Source organism: Pseudomonas sp. CFBP 13710 (genome assembly GCF_014842235.1).
GTDB lineage: Bacteria > Pseudomonadota > Gammaproteobacteria > Pseudomonadales > Pseudomonadaceae > Aquipseudomonas > Aquipseudomonas baltica.
The window spans coordinates 319,045-339,838 of record NZ_JACYVJ010000003.1 but is presented as its reverse complement, the minus strand read 5'-3'; the positions used below and the strand labels follow the sequence as shown (position 1 = coordinate 339,838).

The following is a 20,794-nucleotide window of genomic DNA, read 5'->3' as shown; positions in this document are numbered from 1 at the left end:
CAAATCCGCGCCTGGCTCAAACCCCCTGTGGCACCTTGCGCGGTGCCATCAGGTACAGCCACACCAGGGCAATGAAATACATCGCCGGAATGATCGTGAACAACACCGTGTAGTTGTTGTTGGTCACCGTCAGGATGTAGCCCACCACCTGGGTCATGAACATCCCGCCCACCGCCGCGCACATGCCGCCGAAGCCGAACACCGTGCTCATCATGTGCTTGGGCGTGTAGTCCATCACCACGCTCCAGATGTTGGCCGTCCACGCCTGGTGCGCGGCAATGGCCAGCGAAATCGCCGCCACCGCCACCCACAGGTTGGCCGCGCCAGCGGCGAACACCACGCTGATGATCGCTAGAGCAAACACCAGCATCGACAACAGCCGCGCCTTTACCGGCTGCATGCCGCGGCCGATCAGGAACGACGACAGCACGCCACCGCCTACGCTGCCGACATCGGCACTCAGGTAGATGATGATCAACGGAATGCCCATCTGGGTGACGTTGATGCCCAACTGGTATTGTTGGTTGAGGAACGGCGGCAGCCAGTACAGGTAGAACCAGAACACCGGGGCCGTCATCATGAACGCCCCGGCGAAGGCCCAGGTGCCGCGCATGGTCATGATCTTCCAGAACGGCACGCCCGCTTGTTCAGGCGCTTCCTGATCCTGAATGTATTCCAGTTCGCTGGCCTTGACCCGGGGGTGCTGGTCAGGGTCGAAGTACTTCAGGCCCCAGAACACCGCCCAGGCCAGGCCCAGCAGGGCGATGGTGAGAAACGCCGCCTGCCAGCCCCAGACGCTGAGGATCAGCGGCAGCATCATCGGCGTCAGCAGGGCGCCCACGTTGGTGCCGGCATTGAAGATGCCGGTAGCCACCGCGCGCTCCCTGGCCGGGAACCACAGCCGGGTGGTCTTCACGCAGGCCGGGTAGTTGGCCGCCTCGGTGAGCCCGAGAATGAACCGGCAGACCATGAAGCCCACCGCCGAAGTGGCCAGGCCATGGGCGCCGGTGGCCAGGCTCCAGAGCAGCACCGCGCAAAAGAACACGCGCTTGACGCCGATCCTGTTGATCAACCGGCCCTGCAGCAGGAAGCCGATGGCGTAGCCCACCTGAAACCAGAAATTGATGTTGGCGTAGTCCATCGCCGTCCAGTTCATCTCCTTGGCCAGAATCGGCTGCATCACGCCCAGCGCGGCGCGGTCGATGTAGTTCAGGGTAGTCGCGAAGAACACCAGGGCGAGCATGCCCCAGCGAGTCTTGCCGACCGCGGCGCCGGCTTTGACCATGTCCCGGAAACCGACTTTGGCATCGGGCGCCTGTTGGGCGCGGGGCAGGGCGGAACTGTGGGGTTGTGTCATGGTTGGGGCCTTCCGTACAGGCGCGGTGGGCAGGAGCCACCGCCGAACTTCGACTGAGCGCGGCGCAGTCCGATACAGGGGCGTGCACGGTATCAGAGACGTCGCCGTCAGGGGTGCGCTCGGTGGGGTCAGACAGGTGCGTCTTGGTAGTCTTCGACGCAACCGGGGGCGGGTACGGACACGGCGCAGGAGCAGATAGGGGTGTGCATGAGCGATTACCTGGGTTCTTGAAATTCTTATGGGGTGTTGACCGGCGGTGCTGACGGTCCGCGCTCGGTCGATTGGCAAAATGTGCATCGACCAGCTTCACTGTCGGGAACGATGGTGGGCACACGGCCCCGGCGAATCAATCGACCTATGCGGTAATTGGTCGATAATCGCACGCAAAACTAACTGGTTGGTACGTGCTCGGGTAGAGTAGCAAGCTGATACAACCACTTCTTTCATCACGGTTTTGCCTGCTCGCAAGGGCATGGCAGAACTGCAGAAAAGGCTCGTTTCGAGGCCTCCCCGTAAGCCCTCGAACAGCCATTGGAGCGTGCCATGCAGCGTTCGATCGCCACTGTGTCCCTGAGCGGTACCCTGCCGGAAAAACTCGAAGCCATTGCCGCCGCCGGTTTCGATGGTGTGGAAATCTTCGAAAACGACCTGCTGTACTACGACGGCAGCCCCCGGGAAGTTCGGCAGATGTGCGCCGACCTGGGCATCGCCATCACCCTGTTCCAGCCGTTCCGTGACTTCGAAGGCGGCAACCGTTCGCGCATGGCGCGCAACTTCGACCGCGCCGAGCACAAGTTCGACTTGATGCAGGAACTGGGTACCGACCTAGTGCTGGTATGCAGCAATACCGCTGCCGACTCCCTGGGCGAACAGCAGATTCTCGTCGACGACCTGCGCCAATTGGCCGAACGCGCCGACAAGCGTGGCCTGCGCATCGGCTACGAAGCCCTGGCCTGGGGCCGCCACGTCAACACCTACCAGCAGGTCTGGGACATCGTTCGCCAGGCCGACCACAAGGCACTGGGCGTGTTGCTCGACAGCTTTCACACGCTGTCGCTCAAGGGCGATCCGCGAGCGATCGCCGACATTCCCGGTGACAAGATCTTCTTCGTGCAGATGGCCGATGCGCCCATTCTGGCCATGGACGTGCTGGAGTGGAGCCGACATTTCCGCTGCTTCCCCGGGCAGGGCGAGTTCGACCTGCCGGGCTTTCTCGCGCCGATCATCAAGACCGGCTACAGCGGGCCGTTGTCCCTGGAAATCTTCAACGACGGTTTCCGTGCCGCACCGCCTCGGGCCAACGCGGCCGACGGTTTGCGCTCGCTGCTGTACCTCGAGGAAAAGACCCGCAAGCTGCTGGAACAGGAGGCTACGCCGGTGCCCAACCTGGATATTCTCTTCGCGCCCCCGGCTGCGGATGAATACCAGGGCATCGAGTTTCTCGAGTTCGCCGTGGACGAAAGCCTGGGCGCCAAGCTCAGCCACTGGCTGCAGCAACTGGGCTTCGCCAAGGCCGGTCAGCACCGTTCCAAGAACGTCAGCCTGCTGCGCCAAGGCGATATCAACCTGATCCTCAACGCCGAACCGTACTCCTTCGCCCACAACTTCTTCGAATCCCACGGCCCCTCACTGTGTGCCACGGCGTTGCGGGTCAAGGACAGCGCCAAGGCGCTGGAGCGCGCCGTGGCCTACAAGGCTCAGCCCTTCCGCGGTCTGGTCGGCCCCAACGAGCGCCAGCTGGCCGCCGTGCGGGCCCTGGATGGCAGCCTGATCTACCTGGTAGACGACGCCAGCGACGGGCCGACCATCTACGAGTCCGATTTCAGCCTCAGTGCACCCGCGGCGACACCCGGCATGCTCAAGTCCATCGACCACATGGCCATGGCCATACCGCCGGACACCCTCGACAGCTGGGTGCTGTTCTACAAGACCGTGCTGGACTTCAAGGCCGACGACGAAGTGGTGCTGCCCGACCCCTACGGCCTGGTGAAAAGCCGTGCGGTGCGCAGCCAGTGCAGCTCGATCCGCCTGCCGCTGAACATCTCGGAGAACCGCAACACGGCGATCTCCCATGCGCTGTCGACTTATCGCGGCTCGGGCGTGCATCACATCGCCTTCGATTGCGACGACATATTCGCGGCCGTGAGCAAGGCCAAGGAGGCGGGGGTGGCACTGCTGGACATCCCGCTCAACTATTACGACGATCTGGGCGCGCGGTTCGATTTCGACGACGAATTCCTCAGCGAGCTGGCGTACTACAACGTGCTGTACGACCGTGACGCCAACGGTGGCGAGCTGTTCCACGTGTACACGGAGCCGTTCGAGGAGCGTTTCTTCTTCGAGGTGCTGCAGCGTCGTGGTGGCTATGCCGGCTATGGCGCGGCCAACGTCGCCGTGCGGCTGTCGGCCATGGCCAAGGCGCGCGCCGGTGGCATCCGTCACGCCAAGCTGTGAGGGCCTGCCCGCAGCGCAGGTGTGCTGCGGGCTTTCCATGGGCGCGCGGCGCGCCGCATAATGGCCCCTGACCAACGACGGCCGTGAGCCCAGCATGACTACGATCTCAGAGGCGGACGCGCAATCGACCGACGTTCCTCGCAAGCCCCGCAAGAACAACCCCGAGAAGACCCGCGAGAACATCCTGCAGGCCGCTATCACCGAATTCGTCGAGCAGGGCCTGGCGGGCGCGCGCGTGGATGCCATCGCCGAGCGTACGCACACCTCCAAGCGCATGATCTATTACTATTTCAGCAGCAAGGAGCAGCTGTACCTTGAGGTGCTGGAAAAGCTCTACGGCGATATTCGCGGTACCGAAGCCAAGCTGCATCTGGACGAGCTGACGCCGGTGGAAGGCATCCGGCGGTTGGTGGAGTTCAGCTTCGATCACCATGATCGCAACGAGGATTTCGTGCGTATCGTGTGCAACGAAAACATGCACAAGGGCGAGTACGTCAAGAAGTCCACGAGCATTCGCGAGTTGAACAAGACCGTGCTGCTGGCGTTGGCCGACCTGCTGCGGCGCGGTACCGAGCAGGGCGTGTTTCGTCCGGGTCTGGATGCCATGGACGTGCATTTGCTGATCAGCTCGTTCTGCTTCTACCGAGTGTCCAACAAGCACACCTTCGGCGAGTTGTTCCAGGTCGATTTCAACGAAGCCACGTTGAAGCTGCACCACCGCGAAATGCTCTGCGAATCGCTCCTGCGCTTCATCCAGGCCCCGTAGCCGCATTCCACCTGACACACCACCCTGGCCGCCGACGCGGCTCGCGCCGCTGCTACACGGGTCGTGATCGGGGTCCTGGCTTATCCGTTCATTTCGGCGAAATGCGCCATCATGCGTTCGGCGTCGGCTTGCCGGCCGCTGAACAGCTCGAAGGCCTTCACTGCCTGGAACACCGCCATGGTGCCACCGTCCAGCGTGCGGCAACCCAAGGCGCGGGCTTCGCGCAGCAGTTCGGTTTCAAGGGGAAAATAGACGATTTCGGCCACCCACAACCCCGGGTGCAAGGCCGCCTTGGGCACAGGCATTCCCGGCAGCTTGGCCATGCCCATCGGCGTGGTATTGACCAGGCCGTCGGCCTCGGACAAGGCCGCCAGCAGGTCACTGCCCACCCGCGCCGGCTGCCCCGGGAAATGCTGATTGAGGTTGTCCGCCAACGCCTGCGCCCGTGCCGGCTCGACATCGAAAATGCTCAGTTGCCCCACACCCTCGAGCAGCAACGCATGGGCCACCGCCGCACCGGCGCCACCGGCGCCCATCTGCACCACGCGGTCGCGCTTGGCACCCTGCATGCCGCGGCGAAAACCTTCGGCGAAACCCAGGCAGTCGGTGTTGTGGCCCACCCGTTTGCCATCCTTGAGCACCACGGTATTCACCGCGCCAATCCCGGCCGCTTCCGGCGACAGCTCATCGAGCAGAGGAATGATCGCCTGCTTGGCAGGGAAGGTGATGTTCAAGCCGGTAAAGCTCATGCGCTGAGCGGCAGTGAGCAATTCTTCGAGGGCGCCGTTGTCGAGCTTCAGCGCATCCAGATCGATCAATCGGTAGACATAACCCAAGCCTTGCGCGGCGCCTTCGCGCTCGTGCATGGCCGGGGTACGGGACTGCTGGATACCGGCGCCGATCAGGCCTGCCAGGACGTTATTGCCGCTCATCGAGTGACTCCATTGTTATTGTTTGTTTAATGGAGATAAATTGTACGAACTAGTTACTTACGTCAAATGGTTTTCGACGATGGCGCAGGGCGCGCCTCAACGGCGCACCAGCAGGACCCCTGATTCCATGTGGTGGGTATACGGAAACTGGTCGAACAGCGCGCACTTGGCCACTTTGTGGGTGTCATGCAGCTGCTGGATGTTGGCCGCCAGGGTTTCCGGATTGCAGGAGATGTACAGGATGTTGTCGAAGCGCCGGGTGAGCTCGCAGGTGTCCGCATCCATGCCGGCCCTTGGTGGGTCGACGAATACGCTGCCGAAGTCATAGGCCTTGAGATCGATGCCCTGCAAACGGCGGAACGGCCGCACCTCGTTCAGCGCCTCGGTCAGTTCTTCGGCCGACAGGCGCACCAGCGTCACGTTATCGACCCCATTGTCGTCGAGGTTGTGCAGGGCAGCGGCAACCGACGTCTTGCTGATCTCCGTGGCCAGGACCTTGCGTACTCGTGTGGCCAGCGGCAGGGTGAAATTGCCATTGCCGCAATACAGCTCCAGCAGATCATCGTCACGCGGGCCCAACGCCTCGTACGCCCAGTTGAGCATCTTCTGGTTGACCGTGCCGTTGGGCTGGGTGAACGCGCCCTCGGGCTGGCGATAGCGGAAGGTACGGCCAGCGACTTCGAGCGCCTCGACCGCATAGTCGCGGCCGATGACCACACGCTTGCCCTTGGAACGACCGATGAGGCTCACGCCCAGATCGCTCGCCAACTGCTCGGCCGCGCGCTGCCAGTGCTCGTCCAGCGGGCGGTGGTAGCACAGGGTGACCATGGCGTCGCCATCCAGGGTGGTCAGGAACTCCACCTGGAACAGCTTGTTGCTCAGCGCTGCATCGTTCTGCCAGGCAGCTTTGAGGCGCGGCATCAGCTCGTTGATGCGGATGCTGGCAATGGGGAAGCTGTCGATCAGGATCGGCACATGCTTCTCGCCGGGAGCGAACATCGCATAGTGACGCTGGCCAGCCTCGCGCCACAGGCGAAATTCCGCACGCAGCCGGTAGTGCTCGCGCGGCGAATCGAAGACGGCCGGTTCCGGGGCGTCGAATGGCGCCAGCAGCGCGCGCAGGCGCGCCACTTTTTCATCCAGTTGCTGGGTGTAGGAGGAGGGGTCGAGAACAGCACTCATGGATACCAGCCCAGTTTCACAACGAACAGAATGGAAAGGATCACCAGTGCCGAATTCAAGTCGCGGGTACGGCCCGCCAGCAGCTTGATCAAGGTCCAGGCGATGAAGCCGAAGGCGATGCCGTTGGCGATCGAATAGGTCAGTGGCATGGCCAAAGCGGTGACCACCACCGGTGCGGCTTCGGTGATGTCGTCCCAGTCGATCTCAGCCAGCCCCGAGGCCATCAATACCGCCACGAAGAACAGCGCCGGTGCCGTTGCATAGGCCGGTACGCTGCCGGCCAGCGGAGCGAAGAACAGCGCCAGCAAAAACAGCACCGCAACCACGATGGCGGTCAGCCCGGTGCGGCCACCGGCACTCACACCTGCGGCCGACTCGATGTAGCTGGTCGTGGTGGAGGTGCCCAGCAGCGAGCCGGCCATGGCCGCCGTGCTGTCGGCGATCAACGCGCGGCCCATCTTCGGCATGTGGCCGTCCTTGCCCATCAGGCCGGCGCGCTTGGCGACGCCGATCAGGGTCCCGGAGTTGTCGAACAGGTCCACGAAAAGGAAGGCGAAGATCACGCTCAGCAGGCCGATGTCCAGGGCCCCGGCGATGTCCAGATGCATGAACGTCGGTGCCAGCGAAGGCGGCATCGACACCAGCCCGTTGAACGGGCTGAAGCCCAGCAGAATAGAGGCCGTGGTCACCACCAGAATGCCGATCAGCACCGCCCCGCGAACCTTGCGCGCCTCCAGGGCGACGATCAGGAAGAAGCCCAGTATCGCCAGCACCGCGCCAGGCTTGGTCAGGTCGCCCATGCCCACCACCGTGGCCGGATTGCCGACCACGATGCCAGCGCCCTGCAAGGCGATCAGCGCCAGGAACAGGCCAATGCCGGCGGCGATGGCCGAGCGCAGCGGCAGGGGAATGCTGTTGACGATCCATTCGCGGATGCGAAAGATCGACAGCAGGAAAAAGCACACGGCCGAGATGAACACCGCACCCAGCGCCACTTGCCAGGTGTGGCCCATGTGCAGGACCACGGTGTAGGTGAAGAAGGCGTTCAGGCCCATGCCAGGCGCCAGGGCGATCGGGTAGTTGGCGATCAGGCCCATGATCGTCGAGCCGATGGCGGCAGCCAGGCAGGTCGCGACGAAGACCGCGCCCTTGTCCATGCCGGTTTCGCCCAGGATGCTGGGGTTGACGAACAGGATGTAGGCCATCGCCAGGAAGGTCGTCACCCCGGCGAGTATTTCCGTGCGCACGTTGGTGTTGTGCGCCTTGAGTTGAAACAGCCTTTCCAGCATGCCTGCTCCCTGTGGCGCTTTTTGCGCCGTTGCCGTTGTTATCGAGTGTTGTAGTGTCGACCCTGATAGCAAAGCACATCCGGGCGGTAAAAAAAGCCGCGCATCATACCAGCAGCACCGCATGGAAACACTCATCAGCTCGTCTGAACGAATGGCGACCGCTCAAAGTCGTACCTGCAAACGACGCGACAAGAAAAATGTCGCGCAGCAAGCTGAATTACCGTGAGGTCGACCCGATGAACACGCTTTCTACAAGCGCTGGTGCGCAGCCGTACGCCAGCCACAGCATTTCCCTGCAACTCAATGGCCAATCACGTCAACTCGACGTGCTGCCCTGGACCACGCTGCTGGACCTGTTGCGCGAACAACTCGACCTGGTCGGCAGCAAGAAAGGCTGCGACCACGGCCAGTGCGGTGCCTGCACCGTGCTGCTCAATGGCAAACGCGTCAATGCCTGCCTGACCCTGGCCGTGATGTGCGATGGCGCCGAACTGACCACCATCGAAGGGCTGGCGCAGGGTGACCAACTGCATCCGGTCCAGGCGGCGTTCATCAAGCACGATGCTTTCCAGTGCGGTTACTGCACGCCCGGGCAGATCTGCTCCGCCGTCGGCCTGATCAACGAGGGTCGCGCCGAATCCAGCGCCGACATCAAGGAATTGATGAGCGGCAACCTGTGCCGTTGCGGTGCCTACAGCAATATTCGCGCGGCCATCGAAGAAGTGGTCGAAGTGCAGGGGGGTGAGCGCTCATGAATCCGTTTACCTACGCCAAGCCTGCAGGCGTCGATGAAGCCGTACGCCTGGCCGGCCCGCACTCGCGCTTCATCGCCGGTGGTACCAACCTGCTCGACCTGATGAAAGAAAACGTCCTGCAGCCCGAGCAGCTCATCGACATCACCGGGCTGCCGCTGCGCGAAGTCGAGGAGACCGCCGACGGCGGCGTGCGCATCGGCGCATTGGTGAGCAATGCCGACCTGGCCTGGCACCCGTTGATCGAGCAGCGTTACCCATTGCTCAGCCAGGCGATTCTGGCGGGCGCATCGCCGCAGCTGCGCAACATGGCCAGCACTGGTGGCAACCTGCTGCAACGCACGCGTTGCTACTACTTCTATGATTCGAAGATGCCGTGCAACAAGCGCGAGCCTGGCACCGGCTGCCCGGCCAAGGACGGCCTGAATCGCATTCACGCCATTCTTGGCGCCAGCGAGCAATGCGTGGCCACCCACCCGTCGGACATGTGCGTGGCCCTGGCGGCCCTGGCTGCCGTGGTCCATGTGCAAGGCCCGAACGGCGCACGTACCATCGAGTTCGCCGACTTTCATCGCTTGCCTGCCGATGCTCCCGAGCGCGACAACCAACTGGCCGATGACGAGTTGATCACCGCGGTGGAACTGCCTGCCGCCGGCTTCACCGCCCACAGCCAGTACCTGAAGATTCGCGATCGGGCGTCCTATGCCTTCGCACTGGTTTCGGTTGCGGCCGCTCTGGAACTCGACGGCGAGACCATCCGCGACGCCCGCCTGGCGCTGGGCGGGGTGGCTCACAAGCCATGGCGCGATGAGGCGGTGGAACGCCTGCTGATCGGCCAGCCCGCCACTGCCGAAACCTTCGGCAAAGCCGCCGACCTGTTGCTGCAGGACGCTCGCGGCCTGCAACACAACACCTTCAAGATCAAGCTGGCCCGCCGCGCGATAGTCCGTGCCCTGAGCGATGCCGCAAAAGGGGAGATGCAGCCATGAGCACACTCGGCCAACCCATGGACCGCGTCGACGGTCTGCTCAAAGTGACGGGTCAAGCGCGCTATGCCGGCGAGTTCCCGGAAGACGGCCTGCTGTTCGGCAGCGTTGTCTCCAGCACCATCGCCACTGGTCGAGTGGTTTCCATCGACGCTTCCAGGGCGCTGGCGCTGCCCGGTGTGGTGGCCGTGATCGACCACAGCAACCGGCCGAAGCTGGCCAGCTACGACGAAAAATACGAAGACGACGACTCCGCCGATGGCTCGCCGTTTCGCCCGCTGTACAACGACAACGTGCTCTACAGTGGTCAGCCCCTGGCCCTGGTCGTCGCTGATAACCTGGAGCTTGCCCGCCATGCAGGCTCGCTGGTGCAGATCGAGTACGCCCAGGAATCCCACCAGACCGACCTGCGCGCCCAGCTGTCCGCCGCCAAGCCGGCACCCGCCGAGCTGCCCGAGCCACGTGGCGATTTCGCCGGGCAATTCGCAGCTGCGCCGATCACCGTCGACGCGACCTACGACACACCGGTCGAGCACCACAACCCGATGGAACCGCACGCCAGCACCGCGCTCTACCAGGCCGATGGCAGCCTGGTCATCCACGACAAGACCCAGAGCACGCAGAACTGTCAGACCTACCTGTCCAACGTGTTCGGCCTGGACAAGAAAAAGATCCGCGTCATGGCCGCCTTCGTCGGCGGTGCCTTTGGTTCCGGCCTGCGTCCGCAGTATCAGCTGCCTTTGGCCGTGATGGCGGCCCTGCACCTCAAGCGTTCGGTGCGCGTCACCTTGACCCGTCAGCAGATGTTCACCTTTGGCTACCGCCCACGCACCGTGCAGCAGCTGCAGCTGGCCTGTAGCGCCGACGGCAAGCTGCAGGCAGTCGGTCACACGGCGACCGGGCAGACCTCACGCTTCGAAGACTTCTCGGAGCACGTCGTGGAATGGAGCGGCATGCTCTACCACTGTGACAACGTCAAGTTGACCTACAACCTGGTGCCGTTGGACGTGTTCACGCCGCTGGACATGCGCGCACCGGGTGCGGCCCTGGGCATGATCGGCCTGGAGTGCGCGATGGACGAGCTGGCCGTAGCGGCCAAAATCGACCCGGTCCAGCTGCGCCTGGTCAACTTCTCCGACACCAACCAGAACGAAGGCAAGCCGTATTCCAGCAAAGAGCTCAAGGCCTGCTATCAGCAGGGTGCCGAACGCTTCGGCTGGAGCCAGCGCAAGGTCGAGCCGCGCAGCATGCGCCGCGCCAACCAACTGGTTGGCATGGGCATGGCCGGTGGGGTCTGGGAAGCCATGCAGATGCCGGCCAGCGCCAAGGCCAGGCTCGACAAGCAAGGCAAGCTGGTGGTGAGCAGTGCAACCACCGACATCGGCACCGGCACCTACACCGTGATGACCCAGATTGCCGCTGCGGCGGCCGGCGTCGCCGCGCAGGACGTGGAGTTCAAGCTGGGCGATTCGTCGCTGCCTACGGCGCCGCTGCAGGGCGGCTCGTTCACCGTGTCTTCGGTGGGTACGGCCGTGCAGCAGGCCTGCGAAGCGCTCAAGGCCAAGCTCATCCATGCCGCCAGCCAGGTGCAGCCGGCGTTTGCCGACGCCGATCCTGCGCAGGTGTTCGTCGAGGGCGGCGAACTGCGTTGCCCTGGCCACCATTTGTCGCTGGCAAACCTGGCCAGCATCGACGGCTCGGACACTTTCCAAGCGCAGGTCGACGCCAAGCCGGACAAGAAGCGCGAAGGCTATGCCACGGCCACTCATTCGGCGGTGTTCGTTGAAGTGGAGGTCGACGAAGACCTGGGCACCATCCGCGTGACCCGTGTGGTCAGCGCCGTGGCCGCCGGTCGCGTGGTCAATCCGAAAATGGCCCGCAGCCAGATTCTCGGTGGCGTGGTCTGGGGCCTGGGCATGGCGCTGCAGGAAGAGACCCAGACCGACCATAACCTGGGCCGGTTCATGAACCACAGCCTGGCCGAGTATCACATTCCAGTGAACGCGGACATCAACGACATCGAAGTGATCTTCGTCGACGAACCTGACGACATCGTCAACGCCCTGGGCTCCAAGGGCGTCGGTGAAATCGGTATCGTCGGGGTTGCCGCTGCGGTGGCCAACGCGATCTACCACGCCACCGGCAAGCGTGTCCGCGAGTTTCCCATCACGCTGGACAAGGTGATGTAACGCATCTGGTGTCTTGGTAGGACAGTGCACTCCTCAAGAGCCGTTTAGGTTTTTTGGGGAGTGTTCTTGCAGGTGCAAGCCAAGTACGCACACCAGAAGAATCTTTCGATCGCGACTGCGTATCCGCGTTGATCAGTGCGGGCTCCGTCGCCCGCCTACCCATAATCATGGGCATCAGCTATCTGAGCAAACCCGCAGGAAGAAGGAATATTTCACCATCTCTCCAGCGGATTTTGCGCGCTAAGTATGTATCGACGCGGTTTTTTTCAGAATGTTCTTACAGCTTGTTGCGAATAGTCTTTGGTCGGGCTGCTATCTCGCAATGTTTTTTAACTTTCCAGATTATGGCACGCCTTGACGTCGGTAGGGTTAAGTCGACTACAGTACCGTCGCGCTGCAGTCAGGCGCATCATTGTTAACGCTCAATTTCTGCAAGATTCGCAACGGACATTACTTGCCAGGAGGCAACCGATGAATGTATCGAAAGTCGATTTTACTCGAGTTGTAAATCCGTTGGTTAAAGAGTCAAAGCCAGCATCGGACACAACGGAAAGTTTCAAGCAGATACTGAACCTATCATCGGAAACGCCACCTTCTCGGCACGATAACGTAACGCTTTCTCCAGCTGCCGTGAGTCTGGCTGACAAAGAACGGGAAATCGAGCGAGTGCGGGCGCAGGGGCGGGAATTGAGTGAGTGCGGGGTGAGTCGCGCAGAGTTGGCGATATGCCAAGTGCCGAGTTGGATGATTGGCTTTGCCAATTCCATTGTTGAAGTCGTGGGTTCACAAACTATCGAAACCCGTCTGACCCACAACGTTTCAGACGGTCAGATGCAAGAGTTCCGCGAGCGCCTGCAGGCCGTACAGCAAACGGTGTCGGAGGGTCATGGTTTGTGGGGGGTCGATGATTTGGAACATTACGTGATCATGAATACCACGCCGGGCATTGAAGCTACCCTGCATCGAGAGATGAACGAGGCAATCCGTTCGGACGCCCGACTTGTGGCACTTATCGCTGAAATAGGCTTTTACATGACGGACATTGGATCGCCTGACGTATAAGTCCCGATTTTTTAATAAAGGAGTACAGAAATACCTCCATGCAATGGAAAGCCCTTTCGATAGGCATAATGTTGGTCGCGGCGTCAGTGGGCAGTTATGCTGCGGTTCCCATGGTTGAAGCACTGCGCGGCGCGGGTATGGAAGTGCGCACACTTGACGATGGACAAATGGCGCTAATAAAAGGTACGGCCCGCATCACTGGATACGCCCGACCCAGTGTCACCCAAGGTATCAAAACTCATCAGGTCACATGGAAAAAGCGCGGTAGTCAGTCTGATTATCGAGCCTATCAATATCAAGGATTCGATTATAGCCCGCATGAATATAAGTGGTATCGAGATGGCGGGACGCTGGAGCTTGTTGCAGGCGATGTCTGGCTGGCCGATTCAACTAGCCGTATGAACGCCTGGAATCGTGCCAATGCCCGCGAAATCGAGCATCACTACCAGGCTCTGGATCGCGAAACCAAGGCGCCGCGCAACTATGGCTTCCGCGCCAGTCAATGGTCACGGCCCATCTCCACATTCCGCTGGTGACCCATAAGCGCAGCCTTGATACGTGCTGCGCCTACTTTTGTCGATAACCGCAAGGACGCCAATGTCTATCCCGTCTTCACTCACGCACTTTGCCGCGAGTGTCAGCATTCTGTTATCTACCGCTCCTGTTGCAATGGCTGATACTGTCCACCTGAAGAATGGCGACAGCCTCTCAGGCAGGTTGATCAGCTATGAGGGCGACGTCTGCGTTTTCAGCGCTTCCTACGGCACGGGGTTGAATATTCCGGGTCCGGACATTGCGTCATTGCAAACCGACCATGATTATGAAGTGCGATTCAAGAATGGCGAACTAGCCTCGGGGCGCTTGATGAGTAATGGCGCAACGTTGACCTTGCTCACATCCACGACCTTCGGTGAGGTCGAGGTCAGGATGACCGAAATACAAGCACTGACTCGCAGCTTCGTCGAAGAGCGGAATCCCGAAGCCGAGGATGTTCCCGCCGAATACGGCGAACGTACCGAACAACCGCCGCTGGATTTCCTGGTGGGTTCTACGGTATTGCTCGGGCCGGGTGAGTATGAGTTCGATATGGGGCTTGTTTACAAGCAAAGCCGCCGGCAACACAATCTGTTTGACGTTGGCTATTTCCAGAAATCCTCCTACAGTGCACGCGTCATCCAGTTCGAACCTACGCTTCGCGCAGGGCTTTTCGACCGGTTGGAAGGGCATCTTGCAGTGCCCTTCACTTATACGAGCGTCGAAGATGTCTCTTCCAATGAGTATGTAAGTACCACCGGCGCGTGGGACCTCGCGGACATAGGCTTTGGAGTCCAGTATCAGTGGCTGGACGAAACCTCCGCACATCCAGCTCTCTCGTTCACGTTCGACATCGGCGCCCCCACCGGCCGAAAACGCTACAACGACGCAGCCAACAGATGGAAGGACCCGTTGAACAACGGCTCGGGACACTGGAACGTAGCGCCAGGCATTGCGTGGGTGCGCAGCACAGACCCTGCCATTTTGTTTGGCGGTCTCAGCTATCAGCACTTCTTTAAGAGCACCATAGACGGCTATGCCGTGAAGCCGGGCTGGGCGTTGCGGAGTTACTTGGGTGCAGGTTTTGCACTGAATGAGAAGCTGTCCATAGGGGCGAGATTCTCATATAGCTACAGCGCCAACTTGAAGGCAGATAGACAAATCATCAAAGGTACTGATATCGATCCGGCGGACCTTGCCTTCAACCTGTCCTACCGGCTTCGTGACGATTGGGTGGTCTCTCCTCAAATCATGCTTGGGCTAAATGACGATGCAGGGCCGGCTTCCATGTCATTGAACCTCAAGCGCCAGTTCAATTGATGCGTCATCTAGCGGTTGGCCTTGCGTTCATGTTTGGGTTGACCATCATGGCGAGCGCTTCGCCATTCCAGGCTCCCAGATCCTTTGTCGCATTGCGCATGGCTAACATTGATCGCCAAACGCTGGATTACTCCTGTGGTGCTGCGTCATTGACCATTCTGCTCAACTTGTATTTCGGCGAGACCCTGAGTGAGCAGGACGTACTCGCCGACATGGTTGCCAGGCTTACCAATGAGCAGGCTATGGAGCGAACCACTCAAGGATTTTCCTTGCTTGACCTCAAAACCACCGCCCAGCGTTTAGGCTATCTGGCCGAAGGTGTGATGTTGCCTCGTCAGGCATTGGCCTTGCTGAAAGGTCCGGTGATCATCCTGCTCAGGCAAAAAACGCTGAATCATTTTGTCGTGCTCAAAGGTATAAGCAATGGTAGTGCTTTGGTGGCAGATCCCGCACGGGGACATATCCGTATGCCCCTGTTTGAACTGTTCGAACAATGGCAGGGTGAAACGCTTGCACTGGGCCGAGACCATTTCGGACTGCCATCGGAGCATGGGTTAAGGCTGCCATCGCGTCGCTTGATTGCATCCGAGCGGGAAACTGTTCGGACAATGCAACGAACCCCAGTGCAATGATGCCGTACGGCTACCTTGCGCCTAGGTATCAGATCCACCAAAGCCGTACAGATAGCCTTTCCAAACCCCATACCAGAGGAAAGTAAACCGGGTGCGACATCTGGTCGTGCGGCACTAAACCACACAGGCCAAGGCTGCAAACAAGGCTACTCTTTGAAGGTGTCTTCATCCATGTCAACGCCTCGTCTGGCGCGGCATGGCGGCCAAACGGCCACAATCCCTGCGACGTGGACTCCACTAGAACGAAGTCATCAGACCGCGCTCCCCTCGCAGGGGCCGCTGGCATGGGCCGCCCGCCTGCGCCGGTTCACCTGATAGAGGAAGCCCCATGTTCGGTTTAGAGGCAATCGATCTCGCCCGAATGCAGTTTGCGTTTACGGTCTCGTTCCACATTCTGTTTCCCGCCATCACCATCGGTCTGGCCAGCTACCTGGCTGTGCTCGAAGGCATGTGGCTGAAAACCCGTGACGACACCTACCGCGATCTGTATCACTTCTGGTCGAAGATATTCGCAGTCAACTTCGGCATGGGCGTCGTGTCCGGTCTGGTGATGGCCTACCAATTCGGCACCAACTGGAGCCGCTTCTCCGACTTCGCCGGTGCCGTCACCGGGCCGTTGCTGACCTACGAAGTGCTCACTGCGTTCTTCCTGGAAGCGGGCTTCCTGGGTGTCATGCTGTTCGGCTGGAACCGCGTGGGCCGTGGCCTGCACTTCTTCTCCACGATAATGGTGGCAATCGGCACGCTGATTTCCACGTTCTGGATTCTTGCGTCCAACAGCTGGATGCAGACCCCCCAGGGCCATGCGATCATCGACGGCCGGGTGATCCCGGTCGACTGGTTCGCAGTCATCTTCAACCCCTCGTTCCCGTATCGCCTGGTGCACATGTCCATTGCCGCGTTCGTGGCCACGGCGTTCTTCGTCGGCGCCTCGGCGGCCTGGCACCTGCTGCGCGGTCGCAACACCCCGGCCATCCGCCGGATGTTCTCCATGGCCATGTGGATGGCACTGATCGTGGCGCCGGTGCAGGCCTTCGTGGGTGACATGCACGGCTTGAACACGCTCGAGCACCAGCCGGCCAAGATCGCCGCGATCGAAGGCCACTGGGAAAACAAGGGTGACGAGGCAACGCCGCTGATCCTGTTCGGCTGGCCCGACATGGAAGCGGAGAAGACCCGTTTCGCCGTCGAGATTCCGTACCTGGGCAGCCTGATCCTGACCCACAGCCTGGACAAGCAGGTACCCGCGCTCAAGTCGTTTGCCAAGGAAGACCGTCCCAACTCGACCATCATCTTCTGGTCGTTCCGCGTCATGGCCGGACTGGGCATGCTGATGATCTTCGTCGGTCTGTGGAGCGTGTGGCTGCGCAAGAAAGATGCGCTGTTCACCTGCCGCCCGTTCCTCTACCTCACCCTGTGGATGGGGCCATCGGGCCTGATCGCGATACTGGCGGGCTGGTTCACCACCGAGATCGGCCGTCAGCCGTGGGTGGTCTACGGCCTGATGCGCACTGCCGACGCATCCTCCAACCACAGCATCGGCCAGATGACCTTCACCCTGGTGATGTTCGTCGTGGTGTATTTCGCGCTGTTCGGCGTGGGCCTGGGCTACATGATGCGCTTGGTGCGCAAGGGTCCGAAGGCGCACGAAGACAAGATCAACACCGGTGGCCCTGGTACCCAGCGCACGCCTGCACGTCCTCTTTCGGCTGCCCATGAAGGCACCGAAGAAGGCCACACCGACACCTTGAGCAAGGGGCACTAAGCATGGGTATCGACCTTCCGTTCATCTGGGCCGTGATCATCATCTTCGGCATCATGATGTACGTGATCATGGACGGCTTCGATCTGGGCATCGGCATCCTGTTCCCCTTCATGCAGGACGAAGGTGACCGCGATGTCATGATGAATACCGTGGCGCCGGTCTGGGACGGCAACGAAACCTGGCTGGTCCTGGGCGGTGCGGCGTTGTTCGGCGCCTTCCCGCTGGCCTACTCGGTGGTGTTGTCGGCGCTGTACCTGCCGCTGATCCTGATGCTGATGGGCCTGATCTTTCGTGGCGTGGCGTTCGAGTTCCGCTTCAAGGCCACTGCGGCCAAGCGCCATGTCTGGGACAAGGCGTTCATTGGCGGCTCGCTGGCGGCCACGTTCTTCCAGGGCGTGGCACTGGGTGCGTACATCGACGGCATTGCCGTGGTCGACCGCAACTATGCCGGTGGTGGCTTCGACTGGTTGACGCCGTTCAGCCTGTTCTGTGGGTTGGCACTGATCGTTGCCTACGCGTTGCTCGGTTGCACCTGGTTGATCATGAAAACCGAAGGCAGCCTGCAGCAGGCCATGCACAAACTGGCGCCGCCGCTGACCTACGGGCTGCTGATCGTGACCGGTATCGTCAGCATCTGGACGCCGCTGGCCCATGACGACATCGCCACGCGCTGGTTCAGCACGCCGAACCTGTTCTACTTCCTGCCCGTGCCGATTCTGGTGCTGGCCACGGTCGTCGGCCTGCTGCGCTCGGTGAAACGCAACGCGCACTACACGCCGTTCCTGCTGACCCTGCTGCTGGTGTTCCTGGGCTACAGCGGGCTGGGCATCAGCCTGTGGCCGAACATCATCCCGCCGTCGATCTCGATCTGGGACGCGTCGTCGCCGCCGCAGAGCCAGGGGTTCATCCTGGTGGGCACGCTGTTCATCATTCCGATCATCCTGGTGTACACCTTCTGGAGCTACTACGTGTTCCGCGGCAAGGTTACCCACGAAGACGGCTACCACTAGTCCAACCGCCGCTGCCCAGGCCAAGGCCTGGGTCGGGCAGGAGTAGAAGCATGAGCGAGAAACCGATCGTTACGCACAGCGAAGAGAAAAAGCCCTTGTGGAAACGCCTGGGCTGGCTGGTGGTGATCTATGCCGGCAGCGTCGTCGCGCTGGGCTTGTTTGCCATGTTGATCCGCCTGTTCATGACGGCGGCGGGGATGAAATCCCATTGAATCCCATCAGTGCTGCCCTGGCAGTGCTCATTTTACAGCCCTCCTTGCGGAGGGCTTTTTTTTGCCTGAGGGCAGCTGAGCGCCTGTGCAGTGCGCTTACTTGCGTGCGCGCAGCACCACGAACTTGGGCGTGGACGCGACCTGTTCTACGGCCCGGAACAGCCGCGCCAGTTTGCTGTGATAGCCCAGGTGGCGATTGCCGACGATGTACAGGTCGCCGCCGGCAACCAGGGCTTCGCGGGCTTGCTGGAACATCCGCCACGCCAGGAAATCGCCCACCACTTGCTGCTGGTGGAACGGCGGGTTGCACAACACCACGTCCAGCGACTGCGGTGCCTGGCCCGCCAGGCCATCACCGGCACGGACTTCGACCTCGCGGGCACCCAGGGCTGCTTGCCAGTTTTCCCGCGCCGATTGCACGGCCATGAACGATTCATCGACCAGCGTGTAGTGCGCCTCCGGGTTGGCCAGGGCGCTGGCGATGGCCAGCACGCCGTTGCCGCAGCCCAGGTCGGCCACCCGCGCCGAGCCCAGGTTGCGCGGCAGGTGGGGGAGGAATGCGCGAGTGCCGATGTCCAGGCCCTCGCGGCAGAACACGTTGGCGTGGTTGAGCAGCGTCAGCGCAGGTTCGTCCAGCGCATAGCGGGTAGGGTAGGGCGATGCTTGTGCGGGTTTGTCTTCATGGGTGGCGATCAGCAGCCTGGCCTTCTTGACGGCCAGTGAGGGTCGCATCGTGCCGATGTATTTTTCCAGCAGCTCGCCAGCGGCGTGAGGCAGGTGCTTGACCATGCCGGCGGCCACCACCTCGGCGCCAGGCTTCAGGTGGCCGTGCAGGCGGATGAGTTGTTCTTCGAGCAGCGCAAGGGTCTTGGGCACGCGCACCAGCACACGGTCGAACGGACCTTGCACATCGGTGCTGGCCGGGATGAGCTCGACGCTGTCGAATGGCAGGCCGTTACGCGTGAGGTTCTTTTCCAGCCCTAGCGCGCCCAGAAACGAATCGCCGCTGCTGACCACCTGCACGACGCTCTGCAGACTGATGGCCAGAGCACCGAAGCTGTCGTTGAGAATCAGCACGCGGGCCTGGGCTGGCAGCGCGTGCTCGGCCATGTAGGCCAGCAAGTACTCGTCCGCCGCATCGAACGCCTGCAACGGTTCGTTGGGTTGATCAGGCTGGCGGATCAGATCGAGTTCAGCGAAGGGCGAGGTCAGTACAGGCATGGCGAAGGGCACGAAAGCGGCAATAAAGCCGCGATTCTACCCGATCGCACGCGGAGCCTGTAGAAGCGGTCATCAGCCGCGGAAGCCGCGCCGCAGCCACACCTGCGCAAGCAGGTCCTACCCGCGATGGGTTCACCGCAGCCTCACCCTGTGGGAGCGGGTTCTACCCTGCAACTGCACCCTGTGGGAGCGGGTTCTACCCGCGAAGGGCTCACCGCCCAACATCAGACTCACTGCGGTACGAACTTCGCGAGCAGATGGCTCACCGGTCGCCACACAAACCAGCGGTGTTTATCTTCAGCGGTTTGCGGGAAAATGCCGGCACTTGAACAACGGAGCGCCTCATGACCGCCAGCGCAGAAAAATTCACTCGCCAGACCCTCATCGAGGTCCAGCCGCTGACCCCCAGCCTGTTCACCCTGCGCACAACCCGCGATGCCGGTTTCCGCTTCGTCGCCGGTCAGTTTGCTCGTCTGGGTGTGACCAAGGCCGACGGCACCGTGGTGTGGCGCGCCTATTCGATGGTGTCGTCGCCCCACGACGAGTTTCTCGAGTTCTTCTCCATCGTCGTACCGGATGGCGAGTTCACCAGCGAGTTGAGCCGACTACGCCCGGGAGACGAGCTGCTGGTGGAGAAAATGGCCACCGGATTCCTCACCCTGGACCGCTTCGTCGACGGTCGCGACCTGTGGATGCTGGCAACCGGCACCGGCGTGGCGCCCTTCGTTTCGATCCTGCAGGATTTTCCCGTGTGGGAAAAATTCGAGCGGATCAAGCTGGTATACAGCGCCAGACAGGGCCAGGAGCTGGCCTATCGTGAGCTGATCGCCGGGCTTGAACAGCGCGACTATTTGGCCGAGTTCGCCGGCAAGCTGCAATTCATCCCGATCGTGACCCGGGAAAGGGTGCCTGGGACCTTGCACGGGCGCATTACCGACCTGATTCAAAGCGGCGAACTGGAAAGGGCCGCAGGGCTGGAACTGACCCCCGAGCATTCACGGGTGATGATCTGCGGCAATCCGCAGATGATCGACGACACCCGGCAACTGCTCAAAGGCCGCGCCATGAACCTCAGCCTCAGCCGCCGTCCCGGCCAGGTCGCGGTCGAAAACTACTGGTAGCAATCGCCCC

Annotated in this window: 18 protein-coding genes; 13 read left to right on the top strand and 5 right to left on the bottom strand. The window is 61.4% G+C overall.

Going from position 1 to position 20,794, the window contains the following annotated elements; genetic code table 11:
- Window positions 1-16: 16 nt before the first annotated feature.
- Complete coding sequence (locus IFT44_RS10035) at window positions 17-1,357, bottom strand: MFS transporter (protein WP_192175838.1); 1,341 nt, start codon at window positions 1,355-1,357, stop codon at window positions 17-19.
- Window positions 1,358-1,900: 543 nt separating this feature from the next.
- On the opposite strand from IFT44_RS10035, the gene quiC reads away from it, so the two are divergent.
- Together quiC and IFT44_RS10025 are read left to right on the top strand one after the other, a co-directional pair.
- Window positions 1,901-3,811, top strand: coding sequence for a 3-dehydroshikimate dehydratase QuiC (gene quiC, locus IFT44_RS10030; protein WP_192137686.1), 1,911 nt, complete (start codon window positions 1,901-1,903; stop codon window positions 3,809-3,811).
- A gap of 94 nt (window positions 3,812-3,905) precedes the next feature.
- Window positions 3,906-4,577 carry a TetR/AcrR family transcriptional regulator gene (locus IFT44_RS10025; protein ID WP_122475393.1) on the top strand — a complete coding sequence of 224 codons (672 nt, stop codon included), beginning with the start codon at window positions 3,906-3,908 and terminating at the stop codon, window positions 4,575-4,577.
- A gap of 80 nt (window positions 4,578-4,657) precedes the next feature.
- On the opposite strand, the gene IFT44_RS10020 is transcribed toward IFT44_RS10025, so the two are convergent.
- The 3 genes from IFT44_RS10020 to IFT44_RS10010 form a co-directional block, all read right to left on the bottom strand.
- Window positions 4,658-5,509 carry a shikimate dehydrogenase gene (locus tag IFT44_RS10020; protein WP_185795190.1) on the bottom strand — a complete coding sequence of 284 codons (852 nt, stop codon included), beginning with the start codon at window positions 5,507-5,509 and terminating at the stop codon, window positions 4,658-4,660.
- A 96-nt stretch (window positions 5,510-5,605) separates the two neighbouring features.
- Window positions 5,606-6,691 carry a tRNA (uridine(54)-C5)-methyltransferase TrmA gene (gene trmA / locus IFT44_RS10015; protein WP_122475390.1) on the bottom strand — a complete coding sequence of 362 codons (1,086 nt, stop codon included), beginning with the start codon at window positions 6,689-6,691 and terminating at the stop codon, window positions 5,606-5,608.
- Window positions 6,688-7,980, bottom strand: coding sequence for an NCS2 family permease (locus IFT44_RS10010; RefSeq protein WP_192175837.1), 1,293 nt, complete (start codon window positions 7,978-7,980; stop codon window positions 6,688-6,690). The genes trmA and IFT44_RS10010 overlap by 4 nt, the downstream gene beginning before the upstream one ends.
- Before the next feature lie 236 nt (window positions 7,981-8,216).
- Here IFT44_RS10010 and IFT44_RS10005 point away from each other — a divergent pair, with 236 nt between their 5' ends.
- From IFT44_RS10005 to IFT44_RS09960, 10 genes are all read left to right on the top strand, one after another.
- A complete protein-coding gene (locus IFT44_RS10005) occupies window positions 8,217-8,735 on the top strand; it encodes a (2Fe-2S)-binding protein (RefSeq protein WP_122475723.1) in 519 nt (172 codons plus the stop codon).
- Complete coding sequence (locus IFT44_RS10000) at window positions 8,732-9,721, top strand: FAD binding domain-containing protein (protein ID WP_122800663.1); 990 nt, start codon at window positions 8,732-8,734, stop codon at window positions 9,719-9,721. The genes IFT44_RS10005 and IFT44_RS10000 overlap by 4 nt, the downstream gene beginning before the upstream one ends.
- Window positions 9,718-11,907, top strand: coding sequence for a xanthine dehydrogenase family protein molybdopterin-binding subunit (locus tag IFT44_RS09995; RefSeq protein WP_192175836.1), 2,190 nt, complete (start codon window positions 9,718-9,720; stop codon window positions 11,905-11,907). The genes IFT44_RS10000 and IFT44_RS09995 overlap by 4 nt, the downstream gene beginning before the upstream one ends.
- A 471-nt stretch (window positions 11,908-12,378) precedes the next feature.
- On the top strand, window positions 12,379-12,969 hold the full coding sequence (locus IFT44_RS09990; protein WP_192175835.1) for a hypothetical protein: 591 nt from the start codon (window positions 12,379-12,381) through the stop codon (window positions 12,967-12,969).
- A gap of 38 nt (window positions 12,970-13,007) precedes the next feature.
- Window positions 13,008-13,505: a hypothetical protein gene (locus IFT44_RS09985; protein WP_192175834.1), complete on the top strand. Its 498-nt coding sequence runs from the start codon at window positions 13,008-13,010 to the stop codon at window positions 13,503-13,505.
- A 61-nt stretch (window positions 13,506-13,566) separates the two neighbouring features.
- A complete protein-coding gene (locus IFT44_RS09980) occupies window positions 13,567-14,823 on the top strand; it encodes a transporter (RefSeq protein ID WP_185795195.1) in 1,257 nt (418 codons plus the stop codon).
- 29 nt (window positions 14,824-14,852) lie between these two features.
- Complete coding sequence (locus tag IFT44_RS09975) at window positions 14,853-15,455, top strand: C39 family peptidase (RefSeq protein ID WP_244652138.1); 603 nt, start codon at window positions 14,853-14,855, stop codon at window positions 15,453-15,455.
- Between the two features lie 328 nt (window positions 15,456-15,783).
- The gene (locus IFT44_RS09970; protein WP_122475379.1) at window positions 15,784-17,220 is read left to right on the top strand and encodes a cytochrome ubiquinol oxidase subunit I; all 1,437 of its coding nucleotides are present in this window, start codon (window positions 15,784-15,786) and stop codon (window positions 17,218-17,220) included.
- 2 nt (window positions 17,221-17,222) lie between these two features.
- Window positions 17,223-18,230, top strand: a complete 1,008-nt coding sequence (gene cydB / locus IFT44_RS09965) for a cytochrome d ubiquinol oxidase subunit II (RefSeq protein WP_122475377.1) — start codon at window positions 17,223-17,225, stop codon at window positions 18,228-18,230.
- 50 nt (window positions 18,231-18,280) lie between these two features.
- On the top strand, window positions 18,281-18,442 hold the full coding sequence (locus tag IFT44_RS09960; protein WP_082223659.1) for a DUF2474 domain-containing protein: 162 nt from the start codon (window positions 18,281-18,283) through the stop codon (window positions 18,440-18,442).
- A gap of 96 nt (window positions 18,443-18,538) precedes the next feature.
- Here IFT44_RS09960 and IFT44_RS09955 read toward each other — a convergent pair whose 3' ends face one another.
- Entirely contained in the window at window positions 18,539-19,663 is a 1,125-nt protein-coding gene (locus tag IFT44_RS09955; protein WP_192175832.1) for a methyltransferase, read from the bottom strand.
- Window positions 19,664-20,007: 344 nt separating this feature from the next.
- Between IFT44_RS09955 and IFT44_RS09950 the strand changes: the two genes are divergently transcribed.
- On the top strand, window positions 20,008-20,784 hold the full coding sequence (locus IFT44_RS09950) for a ferredoxin--NADP reductase (RefSeq protein ID WP_192102661.1): 777 nt from the start codon (window positions 20,008-20,010) through the stop codon (window positions 20,782-20,784).
- Window positions 20,785-20,794 lie beyond the last annotated feature (10 nt).